Source organism: Bradyrhizobium sp. USDA 4449 (assembly GCF_054056275.1).
The window spans coordinates 2,081,941-2,107,130 of the sequence record NZ_JBSRYD010000001.1; the positions used below are offsets into that span (position 1 = coordinate 2,081,941).

Here is a 25,190-nt window from a genome sequence, read left to right on the forward strand (position 1 = left end):
CAAGACATCCGCAACTGGAGAACAAATGGCTTCGACTTCCGCTGATACCTATAGCCCGTCGCGTGACGATTTCGCCGCGATGCTCGACGAGTCCTTCGCAGGTGGCAACCTGCAGGAGAGCTCCGTCGTCAAGGGCAAGGTGGTTGCAATTGAAAAGGACATGGCCGTCATCGACGTCGGCCTGAAGACCGAAGGCCGCGTTGCGCTGCGCGAATTTTCCGGCCCCGGCCGTGACAGCGAGATCAAGGTTGGCGACGAGGTCGAAGTGTTCCTCGACCGCATCGAAAACGCGCTCGGCGAAGCCGTGCTGTCGCGCGACAAGGCGCGCCGCGAAGAGAGCTGGGGCAAGCTGGAGAAGGCCTTCCAGAACAACGAGAAGGTCACGGGCGTCATCTTCAACCAGGTCAAGGGCGGCTTCACGGTCGACCTCGACGGTGCCGTGGCCTTCCTGCCGCGTTCGCAGGTCGACATCCGTCCGATCCGCGACGTTGCGCCGCTGATGAACAACGCGCAGCCGTTCCAGATCCTCAAGATGGACCGTCGCCGCGGCAACATCGTCGTTTCCCGCCGTACGGTTCTCGAAGAGACCCGCGCCGAGCAGCGTCAGGAGCTGGTGCAGAATCTCGAAGAGGGTCAGGTCATCGACGGCGTGGTCAAGAACATCACCGATTACGGTGCGTTCGTTGATCTCGGCGGCATCGACGGCCTGCTGCACGTCACCGACATCGCGTGGCGCCGCGTCAACCACCCGACCGAGGTGCTCTCGATCGGCCAGACCGTGAAGGTCAAGATCATCAAGATCAACCACGAGACGCACCGCATCTCGCTGGGCATGAAGCAGCTGCTGGACGATCCGTGGCAGGGCATCGAAGCCAAGTACCCGCTGGGTGCCCGCTTCACCGGCCGTGTCACCAACATCACCGACTACGGTGCGTTCGTTGAGCTCGAGCCGGGCATCGAAGGCCTGATCCACGTCTCCGAGATGTCGTGGACCAAGAAGAACATGCACCCCGGCAAGATCGTGTCGACCTCGCAGGAAGTCGACGTGCAGGTGCTGGAAGTCGATTCCGTCAAGCGCCGCATCTCGCTCGGCCTCAAGCAGACCATGCGCAACCCGTGGGAGGTCTTCGTCGAAGGGCACCCGACCGGTTCGGTGGTCGAGGGCGAAGTCAAGAACAAGACCGAATTCGGTCTGTTCCTGGGCCTCGAGGGCGACGTCGACGGCATGGTCCACCTCTCCGACCTCGACTGGAAGCTTCCGGGCGAGCAGGTGATCGACAACTACAAGAAGGGCGACATGGTGAAGGCCGTGGTGCTCGATGTGGACGTCGAGAAGGAGCGTATCTCGCTCGGCATCAAGCAGCTCGAAGGCGACCCCTTCGCCGAGCCGGGCGATGTCAAGAAGGGCGCGGTCGTGACCTGCGAAGTGCTCGAGGTGAAGGAAAGCGGTATCGAGGTGAAGATCGCCGGTACCGATTTCACCACCTTCGTCAAGCGCTCGGAGCTCGCGCGTGACCGCAACGACCAGCGCGCCGAACGCTTTGCCGTCGGCGAGAAGGTCGATGCCCGCGTGATCCAGTTCGACAAGAAGGCCCGCAAGGTCCAGGTGTCGATCAAGGCGCTCGAAGTCGCCGAAGAGAAGGAAGCCATCGCGCAGTACGGCTCCTCCGATTCCGGAGCTACGCTCGGCGACATCCTGGGCACCGCGCTCAAGAACCGCGACAACAAGTAAGCGAAACGCACGTTTTGCCGACATCAAAGCCCCGGCCTGCGCCGGGGCTTTTTTGTTGCGGCTCGCAAGGGGCTGCGCGGGGCCTTGTTTTCTTCAAATTGCGCCGCAATTGGTGTATCCAGACGAGCGTTGGTCACGTCGTGACGGCACGACCCAAGCGGTCCCTTCACCTGGAGATATCTCGATGTCGCTCGATTCGGACATCATCGTCGATCGCCGCAGGATTCGCCGCAAGCTGACGTTCTGGCGCGTCGTGGCCGCGCTGATCGCGATCGCTGCGGTCGCGGCTTTTGCGCTGGTCGCGACGCCAGGTGCGCGCGCGGTACCTTCGCCTCCGCTGGCGCCATCGCCCGTGTGCAGATCGACGGCCTGATCCGCAGCGATGCCGAACGTACGCGGGCGCTGGAGCGGCTGGAGAATTCGCAGGCTGCGGCCGTCATCGTTCACGTCAATTCGCCTGGCGGCACCACCGCCGGCTCCGAGCAGCTCTACGACTCGCTGATGCGGCTGAAGGCGAAGAAGCCGCTGGTCGTCGTGGTCGAAGGCCTTGCCGCGTCCGGCGGCTACATCACCGCGATCGCGAGCGACCACATCATCGCCCAGCAGAGCTCGCTGGTGGGCTCGATCGGCGTGCTGTTCCAGTTCCCCAATTTCAGCGAGCTGTTGAAGACGATCGGCGTCAAGGTCGAGGAGGTGAAGTCCACGCCGCTGAAGGCCGCGCCCAACGGATATGAGCCGACCAGCCCGGAAGCCCGGGCCGCGCTGGATGCGCTGGTGAAGGATTCCTATGCCTGGTTCAAGGATCTGGTGAAGCAGCGCCGTGGCATGGATGACACGCAGCTCGAAAAAGTGGTCGACGGCCGCGTCTTCACCGGCCGCCAGGCGATCGATCTCAAGCTGATCGATCAGCTCGGCGACGAGAAAACCGCGGTGACCTGGCTCGAGGAACAGAAGGGCGTCAAGAAGGGTCTTTCCGTGCGCGACTACAAGCTCGAGCCGCGCTTTGGCGACCTGCCGTTCATCAAGGCGGCGGCCTCAGTGACGCTGGAAGCGCTTGGATTCAGTGCGATTGCGCATCAGATCGAGCAAACCGGCGTTGCGCAGGCGGTCGATCGCGCCGGGCTGGATGGAATGCTGGCTTTGTGGCAGCCGGCCGCGTCGAACTGACCGAAAAATTTGGAACCGCGCGAGCTCGTGACCTTTTTCCCGTTCAGCGGGTGGCCGTGCAGCCTGCTTTTTCGGCATTTGTCACGCATTTTCACGACGCCGGGCGTTCATTTAGCGACTTGACAGATCAAGGCATTTTCACGGAAATGGTCATCCGCACGCTTCCGGGTCCTATCTCTCGATGATCAAATCCGAACTTGTTCAGCGTATCGCCGAGCACAACCCGCATCTGTACCAGCGGGATGTCGAGAACATTGTGAATGCGATTCTCGAGGAGATCGTAGCGGCACTCGCGCGCGGCGACCGCGTCGAGTTGCGCGGCTTCGGCGCTTTCTCGGTCAAGCACCGCCCCGCGCGCGCCGGCCGCAATCCACGCACCGGCGCCCATGTCCCCGTCGATCAGAAGAGCGTTCCGTTCTTCAAGACCGGCAAGGAAATGCGCGAGCGCCTCAACCGGGACCATCCGGATCCGGGCGCCCCGGACTAACGCTGCCGTCCGGGCTTTACCTGATGGCCGCAAGATGCGGCAGCAAGCTTGATTCAAGACGAGCGCTCGCGATGCGAAAGTTCCTGACCGCGCTGATCGTGATTCCGCTGGCCCTGATCCTGGTGACCTTTGCAGTCGCCAACAGGCATGACGTCACGGTCTCGTTTGATCCCTTCATGGCGGCTGATCCGGCCTTGTCGCGCACCATCCCGTTGTTCCTCCTCCTGATCGTGGTGGCTGCCTTGGGTGTCATCGTCGGCGGCTGTGCCGTCTGGTTCGGCCAGCGGCACTGGCGGCGCGCTGCGCGCCGGCATGAGGCGGATGCCAGGGCTGCCCGGGTCGAATTGGCCGATCTGCGGGCCCAGGCGGCCCCGGCCAAGCCCGAGGCCCAGCGTCTCCCGGTACCCTCCGGGATGGGCCTTTATGGGCCTGTCGGGCGAGACAAGCAGCGCGCGACGTTGTAGAAGCGGCCCCAACCGAAAAGCCCGTTTCCTGGCCGCCATTTGCGGCCTCCATTTGCATTGAGACCATGTCCCTGCTCGTCAAGATCTGCGGCCTGTCCACGTCGGAGACGCTCGAAACGGCGCTCGACGCGGGTGCCGACATGGTGGGGTTCGTGTTCTTTCCGCCGTCGCCTCGGCATGTATCGCTGGAGACGGGGCGTGAGCTCGGCCGCCAGGTGAAGGGACGCGCGCACAAAGTGGCGCTCACCGTCGACGCCGACGATGCCACGCTCGACAACATCATGGACGCGCTGTCGCCCGACATCTTCCAGCTTCACGGGCAGGAGAGCGTGGCGCGGCTGCGCGACATCAAGCAGAGGTTCGGCCGTCCGGTGATGAAGGCCGTGCCGGTCGCATCAGCCTCCGATCTCGCCGTGCTGCCTGGCTACGCCGCACTCGCCGACCGTCTCCTGTTCGACGCGCGCGCGCCGAAAGACGCAACTCGTCCCGGCGGATTGGGCGCCCCCTTCGACTGGCACCTGCTGGAAAATCTCGATCTGAAACTGCCCTACATGGTTTCGGGCGGGCTTCACGCCGACAACGTTGCGGAAGCCGTCCGCGTCACGCGCGCCGGCGGCGTCGACGTGTCCTCCGGCATCGAGAGCGCCCCGGGCGTCAAGGATCCGGAGCTGATCAAGGCCTTCATTCGCGCCGCGCGCGCCACCCAAGAGTTGAGCGTTCGATGAACATCGCCAAACCAAATTCCTACCGCAGCGGCCCCGACGAGCGCGGCCATTTCGGCATCTTCGGCGGACGATTCGTCGCCGAAACCCTGATGCCGCTGATCCTCGATCTGGAGAAGGCCTACACCGCGGCCAAGGCCGACCCGGCGTTCCAGGCCGAGATGAACGGCTATCTCAAGAACTATGTCGGCCGGCCCTCGCCGCTCTATTTCGCCGAACGCCTGACCGAGCATCTCGGCGGCGCCAAGATTTACCTCAAGCGCGAAGAGCTCAACCACACCGGCTCGCACAAGGTGAACAATGTACTCGGCCAGATCATGCTGGCGCGGCGCATGGGCAAGAAGCGCATCATCGCCGAAACAGGCGCCGGCCAGCACGGTGTCGCCACTGCGACGCTGTGCGCGCGCTTCGGTCTCGAATGCGTCGTCTACATGGGCGCCGTCGACGTCGAGCGGCAGCAGCCCAACGTCATCCGCATGGAGATGCTGGGCGCGACGGTGGTCCCGGTGCAGTCGGGCACGCGCACGCTGAAGGACGCGATGAACGAGGCGCTGCGCGACTGGGTCACCAACGTGCACAACACCTTCTATTGCATCGGCACGGTGGCGGGTCCGCATCCCTATCCGACCCTGGTCCGCGACTTCCAGTCGATCATCGGCAACGAGACCAAGACGCAGATGCAGGAGATCGAGGGCCGCCTGCCGGATTCGCTGGTCGCCTGCATCGGCGGCGGCTCGAACGCCATGGGCCTGTTCCACCCGTTCCTCGACGATCCCTCCGTCGAGATCTTCGGCGTCGAAGCCGCGGGCCACGGGCTCACGCAGCTGCATGCAGCCTCGATCGCGGGCGGCCGCCCCGGCGTGCTCCATGGCAACCGCACCTATCTGCTGATGGATGCCGACGGCCAGATCCAGGACGCCCATTCGATCTCGGCCGGCCTCGACTATCCCGGCATCGGCCCCGAGCATTCCTGGCTGCATGAGGTCGGCCGCGTCAATTATCTCTCCGCGACCGATGACGAAGCGCTCGCCGCATTCCAGCTGCTCTCGAAGCTCGAAGGCATCATTCCCGCGCTCGAGCCCGCCCACGCCATTGCCAAGGTGATGGAGCTCGCGCCGAAGCGGCCGAAAGACCACCTGATGGTCGTCAATCTCTCCGGCCGCGGCGACAAGGACGTCCCCCAGGTCGGCGACATCCTGAAGGGCAAGAGCAAGTGATGAGCGTGTCGCGCCTTCTTCACCTCTCCCCGTCGGGGAGAGGTCGGCTGCGAAGCAGCCGGGTGAGGGGTCTTTCCGCTCATTCGAACCTTCGCGATGTCTGGATGAGCTCGAGGACGCCCTCAATATTTTCGTACACATCCGTGTTCGAGACGCGAATGACGAGGAAGCCGCAGGCCTCAAGCACTTTGGTCCCGGCTTCATCGCGCTCGATCTCGGACGGGCTGGAATGCGTTACGCCGTCGACCTCAATGATGAGCTTTCCGTCGAGGGCCGCGAGATCGACGACGTACCGGTCGACCGGATGCTGGCGGCGAAACTTCCACCGGGCGAGCTGCCGGTTGCGGAGCGCCTGCCAAAGCTTTGCTTCCGCGCTCGTCTGCGACTCGCGGAGCCTTCGCGCTCTAGACTTGAATCTTTCCATCCCCCTCACCCGGCTGCTTCGCAGCCGACCTCTCCCCGGCGGGGAGAGGTATTAGCACAGCGGCCGCGAAAACATGACCACGCGTATCGACACCCGCTTCGCCGAGCTTAAAAAGCAGGGCCGCGCGGCCTTCGTCACCTATGTGATGGCCGGCGATCCCGATCCCGCGACGTCGCTCGAGATCGTCAAGGCGCTCTCGAAATCGGGCGCCGAAATCATCGAGCTCGGCATTCCCTTCACCGATCCGATGGCGGATGGTCCGTCGATCCAGGCTGCCGGACTTCGCGCGCTCAAGGTCGGCATGACGCTGAAGAAGACGCTCGATCTCGTGCGCGACTTCCGCAAGGAGGACAACATCACGCCGCTGGTGTTGATGGGGTATTACAATCCGATCTACATTTACGGCGTCGACAAGTTTTTGGCTGATGCGAACGCATCAGGCGTTGACGGCCTCATCATCGTCGATTTGCCGCCTGAGGAAGACGATGAGCTCTGCATTCCCGCGCTGAAGGCGGGGCTGAACTTCATTCGATTGGCGACCCCGACCACCGACGACAAGCGCCTGCCTGCGGTGCTCGCGAACACATCGGGATTTGTCTATTACGTCTCCATCGCCGGCATCACTGGTGCAGCGGCGGCGGACTCGAATACCGTCGGCCAAGCCGTCGCCCGCATCAAGCAGCATACCAAGCTGCCGATCTGCGTTGGTTTTGGTATCCGCACGCCGGAGGCGGCGCGCGCCATTGCCGAGAAGGCCGATGGCTCGGTGGTCGGCACCGCGCTGGTCGATGCGCTCAACAACAGTCTCGATGCGGAAGGGCGGGCGACCGCCAAAACCGTTAACGCGGTGGCTGAGCTGACGGCGGCCCTGGCCCAGGGCGTGAGGGCTGCGAAACAGGCGGCCGAATAGGCCATAATTCCGCTTTAGCTCTTTAGTTGAGCATGATCTTGTCGGAAAACCGCTTCACACTTTTCCGGATCATGCTCTAACGCGGACGACACGGCGGCTTGCCGGGTAGCAGCCCGGCCGCCATATATCTCTTCAGGCGGCCCCCAGCGGGTCAGCACATCGGAGCAAACCATGAACTGGCTTACCAATGTGGTGCGGCCGAAGATCCGCAACATGCTGCGGCGGGAGACGCCGGAGAATTTGTGGATCAAGTGCCCGGATTCCGGACAGCTCGTGTTCTACAAGGACGTCGAGGCCAACCAGTTCGTCATCCCCGGCTCGAACTACCACATGCGCATGGGCGCGGTGGCGCGGCTGAAGTCGATCTTCGACAACGAGACCTGGTTCGACGTGGCCTTGCCCGATGTCACGCCGGATCCGCTCAAATTTCGCGACGAGAAGAAGTACGTTGATCGCATCAAGGATGCGCGTGCCCGCACCAATCTGAACGATGCGGTCAAGGTTGGCTACGGCAAGCTCGAAGGCGCTGGTGTCGTCGTCGCCGTGCAGGATTTCGATTTCATGGGCGGCTCGCTCGGCATGGCCGCAGGCGAGGCCCTCGTGCGCGGTCTCGAGCTTGCGGTCGAGAAGAAGTCGCCCTTCATCGTGTTCGCCGCCTCAGGTGGTGCGCGCATGCAGGAAGGCATCCTGTCGCTGATGCAGATGCCGCGCACCACGGTTGCCGTGCAGATGCTGCGCGAAGCCAAGCAGCCCTACATCGTCGTGCTGACCAATCCGACCACGGGCGGCGTCACGGCGTCCTATGCGATGCTGGGCGACGTGCAGATCGCCGAGCCCGGCGCGCTGATCGGTTTTGCCGGCGCGCGCGTGATCGAGCAGACCATCCGCGAGAAGCTCCCCGAGGGTTTCCAGCGTGCCGAGTATCTCAAAGAGCACGGCATGGTCGACATGGTCGTGCATCGCCATGAACTGCGTCCGACCCTGGCGCGACTTTGCCGCCTGCTGACCAGGGCGCCGGCGCATGAGAACGCGTCCAGGCCGACGCAGCCTGTCGTCAGCCCCGCGCAGAGCGTCTCGGCGGCTGAGACGGCGCCGGCTGCGCCCCACGCGTGAACGCGACCTCGGACAGCACAAGGCAGTCGCTCGATGAGGTGATCGGGCGGTTGTCGGCCTTGCATCACAAGCGCATTGATCTCGGGCTGGAGCGGATGTACCGCCTGCTCGAGCGGCTCAGCCAGCCCGAACGCAAGCTGCCGCCGGTGATCCATGTCGCCGGCACCAACGGCAAGGGCTCGACGGTGGCCTATCTGCGCGCGACGCTGGAGGCCGCTGGCCTGCGCGTCCACGCCTACACCTCGCCCTATCTGGTCCGGATCAACGAATGTTTCCGGCTCGGCCGCGCCGGCGGCGGCGTGCTCGTCTCCGACGATGAATTGCGCGCGGCGCTTGAAGAGGTCGAGCGCGTCAATGCCGGCGAGCCCGCGACACTGTTCGAACTCAAGACCGCGGCGGCGTTCCTCTTGTTCGCGCAAAATCCTGCCGATGCGGTTCTGCTCGAAGTCGGCCTCGGCGGCCGGCTCGATTCGACCAATGTGGTCGATATGCCTGCGGCCTGCGTGATCACGCCTGTCAGCATGGACCACATGGATTTCCTCGGCGACACGCTGGCGTCGATCGCCACCGAGAAGGCCGCAATCATCAAGCGCGGCGTGCCCGTGATTTGCGCCGAGCAGTCGCCAGAGGCCATGGCTGTTATCGAGGCGCAGGCCAAGCAGATGCGAGCCCCGCTGTTTACCGCAAACGAAAGCTGGCACGTCAATGTCGAGCATGGGCGTCTGGTCTATTCAGACGAGCATGGCCTGATGGATCTCGCCGCGCCGCGCTTGTTCGGCCGCCATCAGTTCGACAATGCCGGCCTTGCGATCGCGACGCTGCGCGCGGTCAAGGCGTTCCGGGTCAATCAGGCTGCCTTCGAAGCCGGCATCGTCGGCGCCGAATGGCCGGCGCGGATGCAGCGCCTCACTTCCGGTGAGCTGCTCGCTCTCGGTCCGCAGGGCAGCGAAATCTGGCTCGATGGTGGGCACAATGCCGAAGGCGGCCGCGTCGCAGCCGCCGCGCTCGGCGATCTCGAGGAGCGGGTGTCGCGACCGCTGGTCGTGATCGCGGGCATGATGGCCAATAAGGACGCGCAGGCGTTTCTCGCCAATTTCGCAGGTCTCACCCGTCACATCATCGCCGTGCCGATTCCGGATGCCGAAAACGCGATGCCGGTGGACCGCCTTGCGGATGCCGTACGCAGCCTCGGCATGCGCGTCGAGATCGCGCCCGGCATCGAGGCCGCACTGCGCGCATTGTCGAAGCTCGCCTACGAGGTGCCGCCGCGCATCCTCATAACTGGCTCGCTCTATCTCGCCGGCCACGTTTTGGGTCTCAACGGCACGCCTCCTGCATGACTCGCGTGTCCCGGACGCGCAAAGCGCGAGCCGGGACCCGGAAGCCGCATGGGCCCCTGCTCTGCGGCGCATTACTGCGTGCTGCGCCGCATCAGGGGCACGAGAGGGGGAGAGCAACAATGCGCTTTGCCGCGATTGCCGACGTCCACGGAAACTATCTCGCGCTGGAGGCGGTGCTATCAGACATCCGCGCACTCGGCATCTCTGACATCGTCAATCTCGGCGACATGCTGAGCGGCCCGCTCGACGCGCGGCGCACCATCGAGATTCTGATGCCGCTCGACACCATGCATGTGCTCGGCAATCACGATCGCTATCTGCTCGATCGCCCACCGGAGAAGATGGGCTCCTGGGATCGCCCAGCGCATGCGCAGCTCAATGCGACGCAGCTCGACTGGCTGCGTGCGCAGCCGATGACGCGTGTGTTCCGTGACGAGGTCTTTCTCTGTCACGCGACGCCCGGGGATGACGAGGTCTATTGGCTCGAGACGGTGCACCCTGACGGCACGGTCGCGCTATCGCCGCCGGGCCGGATCGAGCAGTTCGCGCAAGGCATCACGCAATCGCTGATCCTCTGCGCCCATACGCACCTCGCCCGCGCCGTGAGGCTTCGCGATGGCCGCATGATCGTCAATCCCGGCAGTGTCGGCAGCCCCGGCTATCGCGACACGCATCCGTTTCCGCATGTCGTCGAGGCCGGCACGCCGCACGCGCGCTATGCGATTCTGGAGCTGACGAATGGCAATTGGCAGGTCACGTTCCGCAACGTCGCCTATGATCACGAGACGATGGCCGCGCTGGCACGCAGCAACAATCAGCCGGAGCTCGCGAACGCGCTGGCGACGGGCTGGATCGAGTAGGGCAAAGCAAAACGGCCGGCGATGAGCCGGCCGTTCAGAACACTTCGTCGCGCCGCGTGGATCAGACCGCCGAGGTGATCCACTGCTGAAGCTTCGCCTTCGGTGCGGCGCCGACCTGGCGGGAGGCCATCTCGCCGCCCTTGAAGATCATTAGGGTCGGGATCGACATCACGCCGTATTTCGACGCGGTCTTCGGGCTCTCGTCGACGTTGAGCTTCACGATCTTGACCTTGTCGCCCATCGCGCCGGCGATCTCGTCGAGCGCGGGTGCGATCATGCGGCAGGGGCCGCACCATTCGGCCCAGAAATCGACGACGACCGGGCCGTTCGCCTTGAGCACTTCGGCTTCGAAATCGGTGTCAGAAACCTTGCCAACGGCCATTGGAGTACCTCACTCGCTTGAAAGAATGGGCGCATGGGAATCGCGCCCGGGATCATGCCGTCAACCTATGAACGGCCCCTTGCCGGGTCAAGGACGCTCACACCGAGATGAAGGGATGCCAGCGCCGCGTCCAGCGCGGGGGCAGAAATCTCCATATATTCAAGGGCCTCTGTCCAGAGCAGGACGGCACGGATGGTCTTTTGGGGATAAAGCCGCGACAGCACCGCCCGGTACAGCGCAAGCTGCCTGACATAAGCAGCGGGCGCCTCGGCCGCGCTCTTCGGCGCGGTCTGGTTGGTCTTGAAATCGACGATCAGAACCTCGTCCGGCGTCACCACCAGCCGGTCGATCTGTCCCGACACCAGCGCCGGGGCGCGGCCCGGCCGCTCCAGCCGGCCGACGATGGCGGCCTCCGCCCGGCTGCCGGCGGCAAAGACGGCTGCGAAGCGCGGCTCGGCGATCAGGGCGAGCACCTTGTCGGCCAGCGCGGCACGATCGGCCTCCGGCCATGCGGCGGCATTGCGGCTCATAAAGCCGAGCGCGGCCGCACGCCGCCGCTCAATGGCGATATCAGGGAGGGACTGCAGCAACCGGTGAACCAGCGTGCCGCGCTGCAGCGCCAGCGCGCGCGACTGCACCGATTCGCCCGATCGCACGCTGCGGCCTTCCTCGGCCGGCTGGCCGGACGGGCGCACCGGATCGTCGTCGACCGTCTCCTGCGCCGCCGGTGTCCGCAGCCAATCCGGCAGCGTGACCGTGTGGTCGACGGAAGTCGCCGGCGTGCCGAGCGCTACGACATCTTCCGGCCGGGTGAAGCGGGTCACCTTGCCGAGCGGCGTCTCGATCGTCTGCTTGTCCAGGCCGGAGCCTGATAGCCCGGTGTCGATGAGGTCATACCAGCTCAGCTTGCGGACCGAGCGCATGTTGCCCGGCAGGCAGCCGCCGACGATCAGCCGGTCGGCCGCGCGCGTCATCGCGACATAGAGCAGGCGGCGATATTCATCCTCGGTCTCCTCCAGCATCGCCCTGCGCGCGTCGGCGACCGGCTTGGGATCATCAGCCTTGCGCCCGGCCCAGACCACGACTTCGCCGCCATTGCCGCGCGGCACGTGGATCAGCCTGACACGCTGCGAGTCCGCGGGCGACGATGTGGTGTCGACCATGAACACGACGGAAGCTTCCAGGCCCTTGGCGCCGTGCACGGTCATCACGCGCACCTCGTCGCGCGAAATCTCCATGTCGCGCTTCACCTCGGTGTCGGCCGAACGCAGCCAGGCCATGAAGCCCTGCAGCGAGGCCGGTGCCTTGCGCTCGCAATTCAGCGCCAGCTCCAGAAACTCGTCGAGCGCGTCATTGGCCTCGTGGCCGAGCCTGCGCAGGATGCGCGCGCGACCGCCATCGCCGCCGAGCAGCCACGCATAGAAGGCGAACGGCGTCTCCTCGCGTGCGCGAATCTCGCAAGCTTCCAGGCGCCGCAGCACGGCCGTGAATTTTTCGTTGTCCGCGGCGTGTTCGCCGAGCGCCCGGCGCAGCGATCCCTTGCGGTCATGGGCAAGCGTAAAGAGATCGTCGTCATCGAGACCGAACAGCGGGCTCTTCAGCGCCACCGCCAGCGCGAGGTCGTCTTGCGGCAGCAGCAGCGCGTCGGCGAGGTTCATCAGATCGATGATCGCGATGTGTTCGGTCAGCTTCAGCCGGTCGGCACCGGCGACGGGGACGCCGGCGTGCTTCAGTGCCTGGATCACCGCGTCGAAGGCATTGCCGCGCCGGCGCACCAGGATCAGCATGTCACCGTAGCGCAGGGGGCGGCGTTCGCCTTCGTGCCCGGTCAGCGTGCCGCTCTCGACCAGCCGCTTGATCTCGGCCTGGATGCGGCGCGCGAGTTTTACTTCGGGACTGGTGACGGCGACGCCGTCGAACGGCGCGCGCCAACCCTCGATCTCCTGCCGGTCGTCGGCTTCGGCGAGGTCCCAAAGCTCGATCACACTGGGGCCGGCATCGGCGAGCGCATTGTGCAGGGGATGGCCGATCTCGACGGAATGAATGCTCTTGTAGATCGCGGGCTCGCGGAAGACGTGGTCGACCGAGTGCAGGATCGCCGCGCCCGAGCGGAACGAATAGGTGAAGGCAACCGGATCGAATTTCAGCCCGGCCGCGGTGAACTTGCGGTGCAACTCGCGCCGGCGCGCATCGAACTCGTGGGGCGCCGCGCCCTGGAACGAGAAGATCGACTGCTTCTCGTCGCCGACGGCGAACACGGTGCGGTTCAGTCCCTCGCGGGCGCCTTCTCCGGTCGTGAATTCCGAGATGATGTGCGCGACGATGTCCCATTGCCGCGGGCTGGTGTCCTGCGCCTCGTCGATCAGGACGTGATCGACGCCGCGGTCGAGCTTGTAATGCACCCAGCCCGAGGAGATGCGGTTCAGCATCGCCAGCGTCTTGTCGATGAGGTCGTCATAGTCGAGCAGGCCGCGTTCCAGCTTCTCGCGCCGGTAGTTTGCGGCGGCGGCGGTCGCGATATGCAGCAGCGCGGCGGTGCGGTCGCGCATGGTCACCGCGCGGCGCTTCTCGACCAGTCCACAGAGGCGCGATGCCTCATTGTCGAACAGGCGCGCGACGGACGGATTGTGCTCGCCGAACTTCTTGGTCAGGACGGCCTTGCGCGGCAGCTTTTCGTCGGTGAGGAAGACGCCGAGGTAAGCGTCGACCTGCGCCGCGCCGGAAAACGCTTTTGCCTCGCGGAGCCGGCTCGCCTGGTCGTTGTCGGACTTGCTGCCGTCCTCCAGCGCAAAGGCGATGTCGTCCCAGCGCGAGCGCGGCAAATAAGGGCCGTCGAGAATCTCGGCCTCCACATCGTCGATGCGGTCGCCCGCATCGACGCCCAGCACGGCCGCCATCTGCTCGGCTGCCGCGCCTGCGTTGCCGGCTTCATCGGTCCAGGCCATGAAATGGTCGCGGCTCAGGCACGCTTCGCGCACGACCTCCTTGAACGTCACGTCGGCGGCGCTCGCCATCGCGGTCAGCAGCGCGCGGCCGGTGACGCTGTCCGGATCGCGCGCGGCCTCCAGCAATACCTTCAGATTGGCGCGCTCCATCATCTCGGACTGGTCGCGGTCGTCCATCACGGCGAACCGCGCCGGCACATTGGCCTCGAACGGGAACTGCTGGAGCAAGCGGGTGCACAGCGCGTGGATGGTCTGCACCTTCAGGCCGCCCGGCGTCTCCAGCGCGCAGGCGAACAGCTTTCGCGCATCGCGGCGCAGCTTTGCATTGGGATGCGAGATGCCGACGGCGCGGATCGCGGCATCGAGTCCGGTGTCGTCAAGCGTGACCCAATGGCCAAGCGTGGTGAACACGCGCTCGGCCATGTTGGCGGCGGCTGCCTTGGTGAAGGTGATGCAGAGGATCTTTTCCGGTGGCACGCCGGACAGCAGCAGACGGATCACCCGCTGCACCAGCACATGGGTCTTGCCCGAGCCCGCATTGGCCGACACGAAGGCCGACGCGGTCGGATCGGACGCACGCTGCTGCCGCGCGCGCACCTCGTCGGGGATGGGACGGGGCAGCTTCACCATTCCTCGATCCCCAGACCGCCGGCCGCGGACCATTCCTTGATCCGGGCGAGATCGTCATAGGCGCCGTAGCGGTTGGTCCACATCGGCAGGTTCAGCGAGGTGTAGGGCTGGTTCTCGTCCTCGAAGGCGCGGATCAGCGCCTCGAGCTTGGCCCGCGCTTCGGCGGCTGCGGTGTCCGGCGGCTGCGGCTCATCGCCTTGCTTGTATTTGAGCTCCAGGATGCGTTCCTCGCCCGGCGGATTGTTGCCGCTCAGCCGGACATAGACGAGCTGGCTCACCGACGCGCCGGCATCGATGCCGGGAAAGCCGCCCTCGCGCAGGATCGCGGCTTCCAGCGTCAGCTGTGGCGACAGGCCCATGCGGACCTGCTTGCCGGTCGGCGGCTGGCCGGTCTTGTAATCGAGAATGGCGTAGCCGCCGCCCTGGCGCCGCTCGATCCGGTCGGCGCGGGCGGAGAGGCGGAAGCTGCGCCCGTGATCGAGCGGGATCGAGATCTCGCCGCGGGTCTCCGCCGTGATCGCCTCGATCGCGTCGCGGCGCGCGGTCTCCCATTCGGCGAACCAGTGCGCGATCCGCTGGAAGCGCGGCCACCACAGCGCGCGCGCTTCGGGCCGCTCCATCAGCGGCGCAAAATGCTTCTCGCCGATCGCGCGCAGCACGCGGGCGGGATCGGGAGGCAGATGTGCGGCGAAAGTCTCGGTGAACTCACCGAGCGCCTCGTGGATCGCCGAGCCGCGGTCCGCCGCCGACAGCGGCATGTCGACGGGATCGAGCGCATCGAGCCGCAGGATGTGCTTGGCGTAGATCGTGTAGGGATCGCGCAGCCAGTCCTCGATCGCGGTCACCGACATTCTCAGTGGCCGGGTGGCGCGCGGCGGGCGCGGCTCGGGCTGCTTGATCGGCTTGACCTCGGCGGGCTGGTCCAGCGCGGCCGCGAATTGCACGTATTTTTCGCCGGCGCGGACAGCCGCTTTCCAGAGCTCGTCGCCGGCGACCGCCTCCAGCCGATGCAGGAAGCGCGAGGCCACCGCCGGCGCGCCGCCGGCCTTGGCGGAATGCGTGAGGATCACCTCGTCGCCGCCGAGCAGCTGCGCGAAGTCGTGGGCGGAGAGGCCGATGCGGCGCTCCGGCAGGTCGAGGCCGAGCTCGTGCCGCATCGGCCGGCTCAGCCAGGGGTCGATGCGCGGCGCCGGCGGCCAGACGCCCTCGATCAGCCCGCCGATGATGATGCGGTCGGCCTGCATCAGGCGCGATTCCAGCGGGCCATAGATCTGCAGGCGCGCGCCGGGCTTGTCGCGTCGCCGCACCGCGCGATCACTGAACGCGGTCTGGAACGTCTCGGCATAATCAGGCAACGTCACCATGAGCCCGCTGGTCGTGCCGCCGCGCAGGAGATCGTCGAAGGCGCCGGCGAGCGCGATGCCTTCGCGCTCCTCGAAGGCGAGCGGAATGCCCTGTTCGTCGCGCGACAGCTCGATCATGATCTCGCGATGCCGGTGCGCGAGCTCGGCGAAGTCGAACGGTTTTGGTGATGCGAGGCTCTCGATCGGCGCCAAGGCCTGCCGTAACGCGTCGATCAGCGCCTGGACGCGGTCGAGATCCTCGGCCCTGAGACGTGCGCGCGGCTCGGCCTTGTGCAGCGCGGAGGCTTCGCCGCGCCCCAGCTTCGTCAGTTCTTCACGAAAGCGATTGAATTCCCGCAAAAGACCGCCGGTGCCCGCGGGAGGGCGTGTACCGCGCAACACCGCAAGCTCGAGGTCTTCGATCGCGGCCTTCCATGCACCGCGTGCGCGGCCGAGCCGGCACAACGGATGTTTCAGGATCGCCAGCAGCGTCGGCGGCTCCAGCCCCTTGGTTGCGGCTTCCGCTGCGAGGCGAGCAAACACACCGGCGGCGGTTTCCATCAGCACGTCGCCGCCGGAATCATCAAATGCGAGATTCCATCTCGTCAGCGCGGCCATCACCCGTCGCGCCAGCGCGCGGTCGGGCGTCACCAGCGCCGCCGATTTGTCGAGATGCCGCGCCTCGCGCATGGCAATGGCGATCGCGAGCGCTTCCATTTCAGGGTTTGGTGCTTCGACCACCGCGAGATTTTTCATCCCGCCCGATATCCTTGCAGCGACATCCGGTCGCTTGAGCCGGTCGTGCCAGACTTCGGTCTTCGCCGACGGCCGCATCGATTCGGATGCGAGCAGGTCGCGGCCGCCTTCGGCGGGCGGCTGGAGAATCTCGACATCGCCGCGCTTGATGCCGAGACGATCCAGCAGCGCATGCATGGCGTATTGCGGATGGTTCGACGCCGGATGCTCCGCGAACTTGCCGAGCGAATCGCGCACCCCCCCGATGCTGCGCCAGGAATCCTCGTCGAGATCGGTGTCCAGGCCCGGCAGCACCACCGCGCCATGCGGCAGGGAGGCCACCGCGTGGAGGAATTTTGCGGTAGCCGGCATCGAGCCGGTCGAGCCCGCTGCGATCACGGGCCCGTGGAGATGCGCGGTGAGGCGCTTCGCTTCCGCCGCGATCAGCAGGTCGCGCCGTGCCGCGGGCTCGATCCGGTTGATCTCGGCGAGATGGTTCGGCCATGTCTCGCTGGCAATGTTCAAGAACTCGAGTGAATGCTGCCAATATTGATCGAGCTGATCTGGCACCAGTCCTCGGAGCTTGCTCCATTCGACGCCGCGCGTCACCATGTCGTCGATCAGACGGGCGAGGTCGCCGGCCAGCGCCAGCGTCGAGGCGGGGCCGCCGACCACCAATGGCGCCAGCACCGGGCCCTTGGCCCACGCCGCGACCAGCTGCGCCAAGGTCAGCCGCCGTTCGAGCTCGCCGAGCCGCGGCGGAATGTCGAGCGGCGTTGCGCCGGAAAACTGTTCGCCCTCGTCCGCGAAAGCGAGCTCGTCCTCGTCGATGTCGCCGAGCGCCACGATGCGCGGCAGCACCACGGCATCCGCCGCCATCTCGTCGAGAAATATCTCGCGGACGACGCGCATGGCGCGCCGCGTCGGCAGGTAGAGCGTGGCATCCGCCAGCCGCGCCGGTTCCTTGCGCGCCTCGAATCCCTCGACCAGCCGGCCGTCGAGCAGGCTTGCGACGATCGTGCGCAGGAAGGGAACTGAAAGGGGAACGCTGAAGACGCGCATGGGCCGCCTGATTCGGGGATCAGGGCAATATAGGCAGGCGCGCTCGAATGGTCATGGGTGGGGATGAAATCGTCCCCGCTGTTCGCTGCCCTACGCCACGCTCTCCAAAAACGCCTCTTCCGCGGCATGCACCGCATCGGGCGTGCCGACATGCATCCAGACTCCGTCGAGGCGGAGGCCGAACAGGCGCTCCTGCTCATTGGCGCGGTCGAACATCTTGGTCAGCGAGAACTCGCCTTGCGGTGCGCCGTCGAAGATCGTCGGCGACAGGATGGCCGCGCCCGCATAGACGAACGGAACGATCTCTTTTTCCTTGCGCTTGCGCAAGGCGCCGTCGGGCAGCATGCCGTAATCGCCGCGGCCGCTATAGCCGATGCTGGTCGCGGTCGGCGCCATCAGCAGCAGGATGTCCATGCGTGCGGCATCGAAATTTTCCGCGAGCCGCGTCAGATTGGAGCGCACGCCGTCGATCCACAGCGTGTCGGAATTGACGTGGAAGAACGGCGCATCGCCGAGCAGCGGCAGCGCCTTGACGACGCCGCCGCCGGTGCCGAGCACCTGGTCGCGCTCGTCCGAGATTGTCACGCGCGGATGCTGGCGTGTTGCGGTGTGATTGATGATCTGGTCGGGCAGATAGTGCACATTGACGACCGCCTCCGTGACGCCGGCGCGACCGAGCTTGTCGAGCACGTGGTCGAGCAGCGGCTGGCCGGCCACCGGCACCATCGGCTTCGGCATTTTGTCCGTCAGCGGCCGCATGCGCAGGCCGAACCCTGCGGCGAGCACCATGGCTTTGGTCGGTTTGACGGACATCCTAAAGCTTTCTCGAAACCTCTGATTTCGCGTTTGCAGCAACCCTAGCACGATCACGGATGGGCCGCACCGCCTCTCGACCGCCTTAGCCGCCCGCCGTGACGGTTGTACGACGTGTGTTGCCCTCACGCCTCGACGGCTGTGGAACGCGCCGTTTTCTTCCTGTCACCCGGCTTGAGGAAATTGACGCCGATCTGGTCGCCATTCACCCAGGCCAGTTCGCAGCGCCGGTACGCCAACCCGGTGGACGACAGCAGCAGGAAAAATTCCTTCAGGTGCAGGCCTTCGACCGAACCGTCGATGGTCAGCTTGGCGCCGGTCTCGGAGACGTCCTCCATGGTGCATTCGCGCCGCCATGTGCCGTCGATGCCCATCATCTGGGCCGAAATCCCGCGTTCGAAAACAACCCGGCTGTTCCCGCGCTGGTCCGTCTTGACCGCCATCCGCCCTTGCTCCAGCCCCGTATTTGTCCGGCTGCCCGCGGGCGATGATACCGGTGTGATGGCTAACAGCCGGTAAACCGCTCCCACTCAGGATCGCGGCGGCGGGACGTTGGCGAGATACCAGTCGCGCAAATGTTCGAGCGCCGGATGCGCCAGGGAGCGCTGGAGATAGGTCCAGATCCGCGGCTGGTGACGCAGATAATGCGGCTTGCCGTCGCGGCGATTGAGCCGGGCGAAGGTGCCGAGCAGGCGTGTGTTGCGCTGCGCCGACATGATGGCATAGAGCTCGGCAAAGCCGGCCGGATCGAAGCTCGCATCGCCTGCCCGGCGCGCCTTGATGTAGCGCGACAGCAGCGTCAGCTCGAGGGTCTCAGGCACGTCGATGCGTGCATCCTGCAGCAGCGACACCACGTCATAGGCGTGCGGCCCGAGCACGGTGTCCTGGAAGTCGATCACGCCGACACGCGCCACGCCGCTACGATCGCCAAGCCAGATCAGATTCGGCGAGTGATAGTCACGGATGATCCAGGTCTTCGGCGCGGCCAGCGGCTTCTTCAAGAGCTCGCGCCACATCGCAAAAAATTCCGCGCGCGTCTCGTCGCTCAGGGGCGCGTTGCGGTCGGGCAGGTACCATTCCGGCATCAAGCCGATCTCGATCAGCAGCGCCTCGGTGTCGAAGGCGGGAATGGTGTAGGTCTGCCCGTCCACGGGCAGCGTCTCCGGCAGGGTCTTGCCGTGCAGCACGGCCAGCACGTCGGTTGCGGCTTGGTAGCGCTCGGCGATCGGGCGCGGCGGATCGCCTTCGATCACGCCTTCGCTGCCGAAATCTTCCGAGATCAGAAAGCCGTGCTCGAGGTCGCAATGATGGATCGCGGGCGCCGAGATTCCCGCCGCGCGCAAGCCTTCGTCGATGGCGACGAAGGACTTGACGTTCTCGGCAAGGTGCACCGCGGCGCTGTAGGACTTTCCGTTGTAGATCGCCGCGCCATCGGGGCGTTGCGGCGAGTTCATCAGGATGACGACGCCATCGTCGCGGATCAGCCGCGCATAGGAGCGTGTCGAGGCGTCGCCGGGCATGCGCTTGCGCGTCGCATCCGAGTAACCCGAGAAGTCGAGGAATTCGCGTAACGCCTTCAGCCGCGCGATGGCGACAGCGGCCCTGCCATGGCCGGTGATGTCGGCGGCCCGCGCATTCGCGCCCAGCGCCGGGCGATGCGTCAGCGCGATATCGATGCGGTCGGCGGGCATCGCCGACGGGGCGCGCTCGGGCCATTCGATCAGCGCCAGCGTCGCCTCCGGCAACGGCGAGAGCCCGATCTCCTCGAGCTCGCTCTCGTCCTCGACGCGATAGAGATCGGCATGCATCACGGGAAAGGCCGGCAGCTCGTAACTCTGCACCAGCGTGAAGGTCGGGCTCGGCACTTCCAGCTCGTCGTCGCCGGCGAGATAGCGGATCAGGCTACGGGCCGCGGCGGTCTTGCCGGCGCCGAGATCACCCGTCAGCGTGATGGTATCGCCCGGCCCGACCAGCAGCGCGAGATCGGCCATCAATTGCGCGGTGGCCGTCTCGTCGACAAGCGCGACGGAGAATGTGGCCGGTTCGCTCATTCGGCGGCGTCGCGGTGCGCCGCCTGGTCGGTCGGGAAGTCGCAGATCACGACCGTGCCCTTGCCGACGGCCGAATCCACCTGCACCTTGCCGCCATGCAGCTCGACGAAGGAGCGCACGAGCGACAATCCGAGCCCGGCGCCGCGATGACGCGAGCCCTGGGAGCGGCTTTCGAACCAGTTGAACACCTTGTCCTTCATGTCGGCGGGTATTCCAGGTCCGGAATCTGTCACAATGAAGACCACGCTGCGCTCGGTGCGGCGCGCGCTGATCCCGACGGTGGAATCCTGCGGCGAGAAGCCGACGGCATTCGCAAGCAGGTTATAGAGCACCTGCACCACGCGCTTCTCGTCGCCGACGAAGCTGCCGACATCGGGGGCGATCTCGACCTTGAGGCGGATGCGGTCGGTGGCGAGGCGGTCCTGGATGCCTTCGGCGGCGAGCTCGATGGTCTTGCTGACGTCGACCGGGCCTAGCTCCAGCTTCATCGCGCCGGCATCGATGGTGGCGAGATCGAGGATGTTGTTGGTCAGCGCCAGCAGCGCATTGGTCGATTTGGTGACGTAGTCGAGATATTCGGCCTGCTTCGGCGTCAGCGGTCCGGTCGAGGGGTCGCTGAGGAAATGCGCGAAGCCGATGATGGTGGTGAGCGGCGAGCGCAGCTCGTAGGAGACGTGATGGACGAAATCCACCTTCATCTGGTCGGCCGTCTCCAGCGCCTCGTTGCGCTCGCGTAGCGCGCGCTCGACATTCTCGGTGTCGGTGATGTCGAGGAAGGTCAGCATGGTCGCGCCGTCATGCAGCGGACGGATCATGCCGTCGAGCACGCTGCCATCCTTGCGCTCCAGCTTCAGCGGCACGTCGGCGCGGTTCTCGATCGAGGTGATGGCCTCGCGGATCTGGCGCCAGACCACCGGGTCGTCGAACAGCTGATGACACCAGCCTTCGACCGTCTGGATATGCGGCTGCTCGCGCATCGAATCGTTGGACAGCTTCCACATCCGCAGGAAGGCCGGATTGAACAGCTGCGCCCTGCCGTTGCTGCCGAACACGGCGACACCCTCGGCGAGGCTGTCCAGCGTCTCGCGCTGGACCCGGATCATGCCGTCGAAGCGGCGGGCGAGCTCGAGGCTCGCGGTGACGTCGTCGAACAGATAGGTGACGCCGCCTTCGGGGTTCGGCGTGGTGACGACGGAGAGGGCGCGGCCGTCGGGCAGGTACCAGGTGTCCTTGGCGGCCTCGACGGCACGGTAGGCCTCGTGCAGCTTGGCCTTCCAGGCGCGGAAGTCCGGCTGCTCCGGCAATTTGCGCGCGGCGCGAAGCTGGTCGAGCACGCTGGAATCGTCTGGATTGGCGTCGAGGAAGCTGCGGTCGAGGTCCCACAGCCGCCGGTAGGAATCGTTGTAGAAGGCGAGCCGCCGCTGGCCGTCGAACACGGCCACACCTGAGGAGAGCTGGTCGAGCGTGCGGCGATGCGCCTCCGCCATCCGCACCAGCGCGGCGCTGAGCGCATCCGCCTCGCTGGCATCGATCGCGACGCCGACACTGCCGTTGCCGACATTGACGGCGCGTACGTCGTACATGCGCCGCTCGCCGCCGGTCACGATCGGCAGGCGCGAGGTGAAGCCCGCGGTGTCCTTCAGGCTGCGTTCCATGGCGGCGCGGTCGGCGCTGTCGAGCAGCTCGAGCTTGCGCTCCTGGGCATCGATGATGCTGGTCGCTTCCGTGGCGCGCACATAGGCCGGATTGGCAAAAGTCAGCGCGCCGTTCTCGCCCTTGGCCCAGATCGGCCACGGCGCGGCAGAAGCGAAGCCGCGCAGCATCTCGGTTTCGTCGGAAAGCGCCCTGTAGCGCAGATTGGTTTCAGCCAGATCGCGCCGCAAGCCGGAGAGTTCGCGGATCCGGACAATGGCCTGGCCGCCGATGGCGCGGCCGAGCGCTTCCAGCGTATGGCCGTTGGCCGTGCTCAGCGTGAGCTGGAAGCCGTCGCCGCGTTCGCGCAAGCCATCGACGGCGTGATCCATCTGCAGCGCCGGTTCCGGCGGCAGCCAGGTTCCGAAGGCAAGCACGCGCTGCGGCGACGAATCGCGCGGCAGCACCATGGAGATGTCACCCGAGATCTGCGCGCGATCGTCGCCGGCGGGCCAGGAGATCAGGATCTGCGGTTCGGCAAACAGCAGCGCACCAAAGCGGTCCGCCTGCAGCTGAAGTTCCCTGATTCGCCCGAGCAGCGCCGCTTCGTTCTTCGCGGTACGGACCCGCGTGCGCATCAAGAGGATCGCGGCCACGACCGTGAAGCCGAGCAGAGCCAGCGCGGTGGCCAGCACCGCGAGTTCCTGCCGGTTGAAATCCAGCAATATCGAGAGTGTGTCGACGAGGTCGGCGGCATCAGCCGGCTCAGCCGGCAGTAGCGCTGCGAGAGCGCCTCCCAACAAGCTGTTCCGCGCCAAGGATGTGCACGACAGCAGCGTCCGACGCATCGACACGATCACGCCTGACATAGTTGCCCCAAGACCGCACGAATTGACGCGCGCGGCGACCCCCGTCGCGCGCGAATCAAACGACAATACCCTCACCGCGACTCCACCGGTAAGAGTCCAGATCGTGAACGCAAACGCGGTCCCAAAAAAATGCGGAGCGCGGGGTTCCCGTCACAGTCGTTCTGCGGGTGAGAAGGCGCGTCAGCTGCTGACGGACGAGACTCGATCGCGCTCCAACACCGGTGCGTTCCCTGCCCCCACAAGGGGGGAGGGAACGGAAAGAGCGCCGCTGTGGATCGATTCGACGCGACGTCTGTCCGCGCTATCGCCCCGTCGAGCCGAACCCGCCGGCGCCGCGATCGGTCGAGGACAGCGTCGCCACCGGAACCAGCGCGGCCTGCAGCACCGGCGCGATCACCATCTGCGCGATGCGCTCGCCGCGCTTGATCACGAAGGGCGAGGGGCCGTGATTGATCAGGATCACCTTGATCTCGCCGCGGTAGTCGGCGTCGACGGTGCCCGGGGAGTTCAGCACCGTGACGCCGTGCTTGGCGGCAAGTCCCGAGCGCGGCCGCACCTGGGCCTCGTGTCCCGGCGGCAACGCGATTGCCAGCCCCGTCGGCACCAGCGCATGCTGGCCTGCTGCAAGCGTCATCGGCTCGCCCTCCGGCACCGCCGCCATCAAATCGAGGCCGGCGGCTTCGGCTGTTTGATAAGCCGGCAGCGGCAGGCCTTCGGCGTGGGGCAGGCGCTGCAGTTCGACCGTGACTTTGCTGCTCAAGAGGCGGGCTCCAAGGGTTTGTCCAAGGGTTTGTCGGCGGATTTGTCGGTCCCGCTTTCGGCGATATGCGCGACCAGTTCGATGGCGACCTGTTCCTTGGTCATGACAGGCCAGGAATCAACTGTGATCTCGCCGTTGTTCTCAGCATTCTTGCTGATGAGGTGCACGGTGTTGCGGTCGCCGCCCATCACGCCTGACGCGGGCGAGACGTCGTTGGCGACGATCCAGTCGCAGCCCTTGCGCGCGAGTTTTGACTTCGCGTTGTCGATGAGGTGCTCGGTCTCGGCGGCAAAGCCGATCACCAGCGGCGGGCGCTTCTCGGCGAGCTTCGAGATCGTCGCGAGGATGTCGGGGTTCTCGACCAGCTGAAGCGGCGGCATGCCGGCCGACGTCTTCTTCAGCTTCTGCTCGCCCTCATTGGCGACGCGCCAGTCCGCGACCGCGGCGGCGAAGATGGCGATGTCGGCGGGAAGCGCTGCCTGCACCTGCTCCAGCATCTGCCGCGCGGATTCGACGCGCTTGACCTTGACGCCGGCGGGATCGTCGAGATCCACCGGGCCACTCACCAGGATCACTTCGGCGCCCGCGGCTTGTGCTGCGGCGGCAATGGCAAAACCCTGCTTGCCCGAGGAGCGGTTGGCGATGTAGCGCACCGGATCGATCGGCTCGTGGGTCGGGCCTGCGGTGATCAGAACACGCTTGCCGGCGAGCGGGCGCGGCACCGGCGGCCGCAGCAGTTTCTCGGCCGCATTGGCGATCTCGATCGCCTCGGACATGCGTCCGATTCCGGCCTCGCCTGCCTCGGCCATCTCGCCGGAGTTCGGCCCGATCAGCAGAACGCCGTCGCGCTGCAGCTGTGCGAGGTTGCGGCGGGTCGCGGCATTGTTCCACATCAGCGGGTTCATCGCCGGCGCCAGCAGCACCTTGCGGTTGGTCGCGAGCAGGATCGCGCTGGCGAGATCATCGGCATGGCCGTTCGCCATCTTCGCCATCAGATCGGCGGTGGCAGGCGCCACCACGATCAGATCGCAGTCGCGCGCGAGGCGGATATGGCCGGCGTCGAACTCGCTCTGGGGATCGAACAGATCGGTGTAGACGCGCTCATGGGAGAGGGCGCTGACCGAGAGCGGCGTCACGAACTGCGCGGCGGCCTTGGTCAGCACGCAGCGCACCTCGATCCGCCGCTCCTTCAGCCTGCGGATCAGGTCGAGCGACTTGAAAGCCGCGATGCCGCCGCCGATGATCAGCGTGATGCTGGCCTCGGGGACGGCGCCTGGGCGTAGGGTCGCAGGAGCAGGCGATGCCTCGGGCGGCACCGCGAACGGTGTCAGCGCCTGCTCGCGGCCCTCGATCAGCTCCCTGAGGATGACCCGGACTTCTTCCTCGACCGACCTGTGGTTCCTGGCCGAGCGCAGCCGCAAATAGGTTTTGACGGCGTCGTCGAGCTTGCGGATGGTCAGGCTTGCCATGGCGCCCTCCAGCACGGAATGATAGCGATGCTATCACTGACATGCTTGCAGTGCAATCAAGCT

General features: G+C 65.8%; 19 protein-coding genes and 1 pseudogene. 10 read left to right on the top strand and 10 right to left on the bottom strand.

The genetic code is table 11. The features are described 5' to 3' along the window. Positions 1-25 precede the first annotated feature (25 nt). The 6 genes and pseudogenes from rpsA to trpB all read left to right on the top strand — a co-directional run bounded on the left by rpsA (position 26) and on the right by trpB (position 5,789). On the top strand, positions 26-1,732 hold the full coding sequence (gene rpsA / locus ACVIIW_RS09950; protein WP_456700574.1) for a 30S ribosomal protein S1: 1,707 nt from the start codon (positions 26-28) through the stop codon (positions 1,730-1,732). A 184-nt stretch (positions 1,733-1,916) separates the two neighbouring features. Beyond that, positions 1,917-2,899, top strand: a pseudogene (sppA, locus tag ACVIIW_RS09955) (signal peptide peptidase SppA). Between the two features lie 181 nt (positions 2,900-3,080). Then, positions 3,081-3,386, top strand: coding sequence for an integration host factor subunit beta (locus tag ACVIIW_RS09960; RefSeq protein ID WP_007598410.1), 306 nt, complete (start codon positions 3,081-3,083; stop codon positions 3,384-3,386). A 71-nt stretch (positions 3,387-3,457) separates the two neighbouring features. Next, positions 3,458-3,850, top strand: coding sequence for a lipopolysaccharide assembly protein LapA domain-containing protein (locus ACVIIW_RS09965; RefSeq protein WP_456700575.1), 393 nt, complete (start codon positions 3,458-3,460; stop codon positions 3,848-3,850). Between the two features lie 65 nt (positions 3,851-3,915). Then, positions 3,916-4,575 carry a phosphoribosylanthranilate isomerase gene (locus tag ACVIIW_RS09970; RefSeq protein ID WP_456700576.1) on the top strand — a complete coding sequence of 220 codons (660 nt, stop codon included), beginning with the start codon at positions 3,916-3,918 and terminating at the stop codon, positions 4,573-4,575. Beyond that, a complete protein-coding gene (trpB, locus tag ACVIIW_RS09975) occupies positions 4,572-5,789 on the top strand; it encodes a tryptophan synthase subunit beta (protein WP_456700577.1) in 1,218 nt (405 codons plus the stop codon). The genes ACVIIW_RS09970 and trpB overlap by 4 nt, the downstream gene beginning before the upstream one ends. Before the next feature lie 79 nt (positions 5,790-5,868). Here the strand turns inward: trpB and ACVIIW_RS09980 are convergent, their stop codons facing one another. Then, positions 5,869-6,213, bottom strand: coding sequence for an endonuclease domain-containing protein (locus ACVIIW_RS09980; protein ID WP_456700578.1), 345 nt, complete (start codon positions 6,211-6,213; stop codon positions 5,869-5,871). Positions 6,214-6,286: 73 nt separating this feature from the next. Between ACVIIW_RS09980 and trpA the strand changes: the two genes are divergently transcribed. The 4 genes from trpA to ACVIIW_RS10000 all read left to right on the top strand — a co-directional run bounded on the left by trpA (position 6,287) and on the right by ACVIIW_RS10000 (position 10,436). Then, positions 6,287-7,123 carry a tryptophan synthase subunit alpha gene (gene trpA / locus ACVIIW_RS09985; RefSeq protein ID WP_456700579.1) on the top strand — a complete coding sequence of 279 codons (837 nt, stop codon included), beginning with the start codon at positions 6,287-6,289 and terminating at the stop codon, positions 7,121-7,123. 171 nt (positions 7,124-7,294) lie between these two features. Next, on the top strand, positions 7,295-8,236 hold the full coding sequence (accD, locus tag ACVIIW_RS09990) for an acetyl-CoA carboxylase, carboxyltransferase subunit beta (RefSeq protein WP_456700580.1): 942 nt from the start codon (positions 7,295-7,297) through the stop codon (positions 8,234-8,236). Further along, positions 8,233-9,576: a bifunctional folylpolyglutamate synthase/dihydrofolate synthase gene (locus tag ACVIIW_RS09995; RefSeq protein ID WP_456700581.1), complete on the top strand. Its 1,344-nt coding sequence runs from the start codon at positions 8,233-8,235 to the stop codon at positions 9,574-9,576. The genes accD and ACVIIW_RS09995 overlap by 4 nt, the downstream gene beginning before the upstream one ends. Before the next feature lie 119 nt (positions 9,577-9,695). After that, complete coding sequence (locus tag ACVIIW_RS10000) at positions 9,696-10,436, top strand: metallophosphoesterase family protein (RefSeq protein WP_456700582.1); 741 nt, start codon at positions 9,696-9,698, stop codon at positions 10,434-10,436. A gap of 61 nt (positions 10,437-10,497) precedes the next feature. Here ACVIIW_RS10000 and trxA read toward each other — a convergent pair whose 3' ends face one another. The 9 genes from trxA to coaBC all read right to left on the bottom strand — a co-directional run bounded on the left by trxA (position 10,498) and on the right by coaBC (position 25,127). Continuing rightward, entirely contained in the window at positions 10,498-10,818 is a 321-nt protein-coding gene (gene trxA / locus ACVIIW_RS10005) for a thioredoxin (RefSeq protein WP_007598398.1), read from the bottom strand. A gap of 65 nt (positions 10,819-10,883) precedes the next feature. Beyond that, positions 10,884-14,393, bottom strand: coding sequence for a double-strand break repair helicase AddA (addA, locus tag ACVIIW_RS10010; RefSeq protein WP_456700583.1), 3,510 nt, complete (start codon positions 14,391-14,393; stop codon positions 10,884-10,886). Continuing rightward, on the bottom strand, positions 14,387-17,533 hold the full coding sequence (addB, locus tag ACVIIW_RS10015) for a double-strand break repair protein AddB (RefSeq protein ID WP_456700584.1): 3,147 nt from the start codon (positions 17,531-17,533) through the stop codon (positions 14,387-14,389). The genes addA and addB overlap by 7 nt, the downstream gene beginning before the upstream one ends. 90 nt (positions 17,534-17,623) lie before the next feature. Beyond that, positions 17,624-18,346, bottom strand: coding sequence for a nucleotidyltransferase family protein (locus ACVIIW_RS10020; protein WP_456700585.1), 723 nt, complete (start codon positions 18,344-18,346; stop codon positions 17,624-17,626). Between the two features lie 125 nt (positions 18,347-18,471). Then, entirely contained in the window at positions 18,472-18,789 is a 318-nt protein-coding gene (locus ACVIIW_RS10025; protein WP_456700586.1) for a PilZ domain-containing protein, read from the bottom strand. An 87-nt stretch (positions 18,790-18,876) separates the two neighbouring features. Beyond that, complete coding sequence (gene tsaE / locus ACVIIW_RS10030; protein WP_456700587.1) at positions 18,877-20,397, bottom strand: tRNA (adenosine(37)-N6)-threonylcarbamoyltransferase complex ATPase subunit type 1 TsaE; 1,521 nt, start codon at positions 20,395-20,397, stop codon at positions 18,877-18,879. After that, a complete protein-coding gene (locus ACVIIW_RS10035; protein ID WP_456700588.1) occupies positions 20,394-22,898 on the bottom strand; it encodes an ATP-binding protein in 2,505 nt (834 codons plus the stop codon). The genes tsaE and ACVIIW_RS10035 overlap by 4 nt, the downstream gene beginning before the upstream one ends. 301 nt (positions 22,899-23,199) lie before the next feature. Continuing rightward, on the bottom strand, positions 23,200-23,658 hold the full coding sequence (gene dut, locus ACVIIW_RS10040) for a dUTP diphosphatase (protein ID WP_456700589.1): 459 nt from the start codon (positions 23,656-23,658) through the stop codon (positions 23,200-23,202). Continuing rightward, the gene (coaBC, locus tag ACVIIW_RS10045) at positions 23,655-25,127 is read right to left on the bottom strand and encodes a bifunctional phosphopantothenoylcysteine decarboxylase/phosphopantothenate--cysteine ligase CoaBC (protein WP_456700590.1); all 1,473 of its coding nucleotides are present in this window, start codon (positions 25,125-25,127) and stop codon (positions 23,655-23,657) included. The genes dut and coaBC overlap by 4 nt, the downstream gene beginning before the upstream one ends. Between the last annotated feature and the right edge of the window lie 63 nt (positions 25,128-25,190).

Excerpts from the sequence above, each read along its gene's own strand:
- ACVIIW_RS10020 (WP_456700585.1), bottom strand. The coding sequence starts at position 18,346 with ATGTCCGTCAAACCGACCAAAGCCATGGTGCTCGCCGCAGGGTTCGGC.
- ACVIIW_RS09980 (WP_456700578.1), bottom strand. The coding sequence starts at position 6,213 with ATGGAAAGATTCAAGTCTAGAGCGCGAAGGCTCCGCGAGTCGCAGACG.
- trpB (WP_456700577.1), top strand. The coding sequence starts at position 4,572 with ATGAACATCGCCAAACCAAATTCCTACCGCAGCGGCCCCGACGAGCGC.
- coaBC (WP_456700590.1), bottom strand. The coding sequence starts at position 25,127 with ATGGCAAGCCTGACCATCCGCAAGCTCGACGACGCCGTCAAAACCTAT.
- tsaE (WP_456700587.1), bottom strand. The coding sequence starts at position 20,397 with ATGAGCGAACCGGCCACATTCTCCGTCGCGCTTGTCGACGAGACGGCC.
- ACVIIW_RS10025 (WP_456700586.1), bottom strand. The coding sequence starts at position 18,789 with ATGGCGGTCAAGACGGACCAGCGCGGGAACAGCCGGGTTGTTTTCGAA.
- ACVIIW_RS10000 (WP_456700582.1), top strand. The coding sequence starts at position 9,696 with ATGCGCTTTGCCGCGATTGCCGACGTCCACGGAAACTATCTCGCGCTG.
- rpsA (WP_456700574.1), top strand. The coding sequence starts at position 26 with ATGGCTTCGACTTCCGCTGATACCTATAGCCCGTCGCGTGACGATTTC.
- ACVIIW_RS09970 (WP_456700576.1), top strand. The coding sequence starts at position 3,916 with ATGTCCCTGCTCGTCAAGATCTGCGGCCTGTCCACGTCGGAGACGCTC.
- trxA (WP_007598398.1), bottom strand. The coding sequence starts at position 10,818 with ATGGCCGTTGGCAAGGTTTCTGACACCGATTTCGAAGCCGAAGTGCTC.
- ACVIIW_RS10035 (WP_456700588.1), bottom strand. The coding sequence starts at position 22,898 with ATGTCAGGCGTGATCGTGTCGATGCGTCGGACGCTGCTGTCGTGCACA.
- accD (WP_456700580.1), top strand. The coding sequence starts at position 7,295 with ATGAACTGGCTTACCAATGTGGTGCGGCCGAAGATCCGCAACATGCTG.
- trpA (WP_456700579.1), top strand. The coding sequence starts at position 6,287 with ATGACCACGCGTATCGACACCCGCTTCGCCGAGCTTAAAAAGCAGGGC.
- addB (WP_456700584.1), bottom strand. The coding sequence starts at position 17,533 with ATGCGCGTCTTCAGCGTTCCCCTTTCAGTTCCCTTCCTGCGCACGATC.
- ACVIIW_RS09965 (WP_456700575.1), top strand. The coding sequence starts at position 3,458 with ATGCGAAAGTTCCTGACCGCGCTGATCGTGATTCCGCTGGCCCTGATC.
- addA (WP_456700583.1), bottom strand. The coding sequence starts at position 14,393 with ATGGTGAAGCTGCCCCGTCCCATCCCCGACGAGGTGCGCGCGCGGCAG.
- ACVIIW_RS09960 (WP_007598410.1), top strand. The coding sequence starts at position 3,081 with ATGATCAAATCCGAACTTGTTCAGCGTATCGCCGAGCACAACCCGCAT.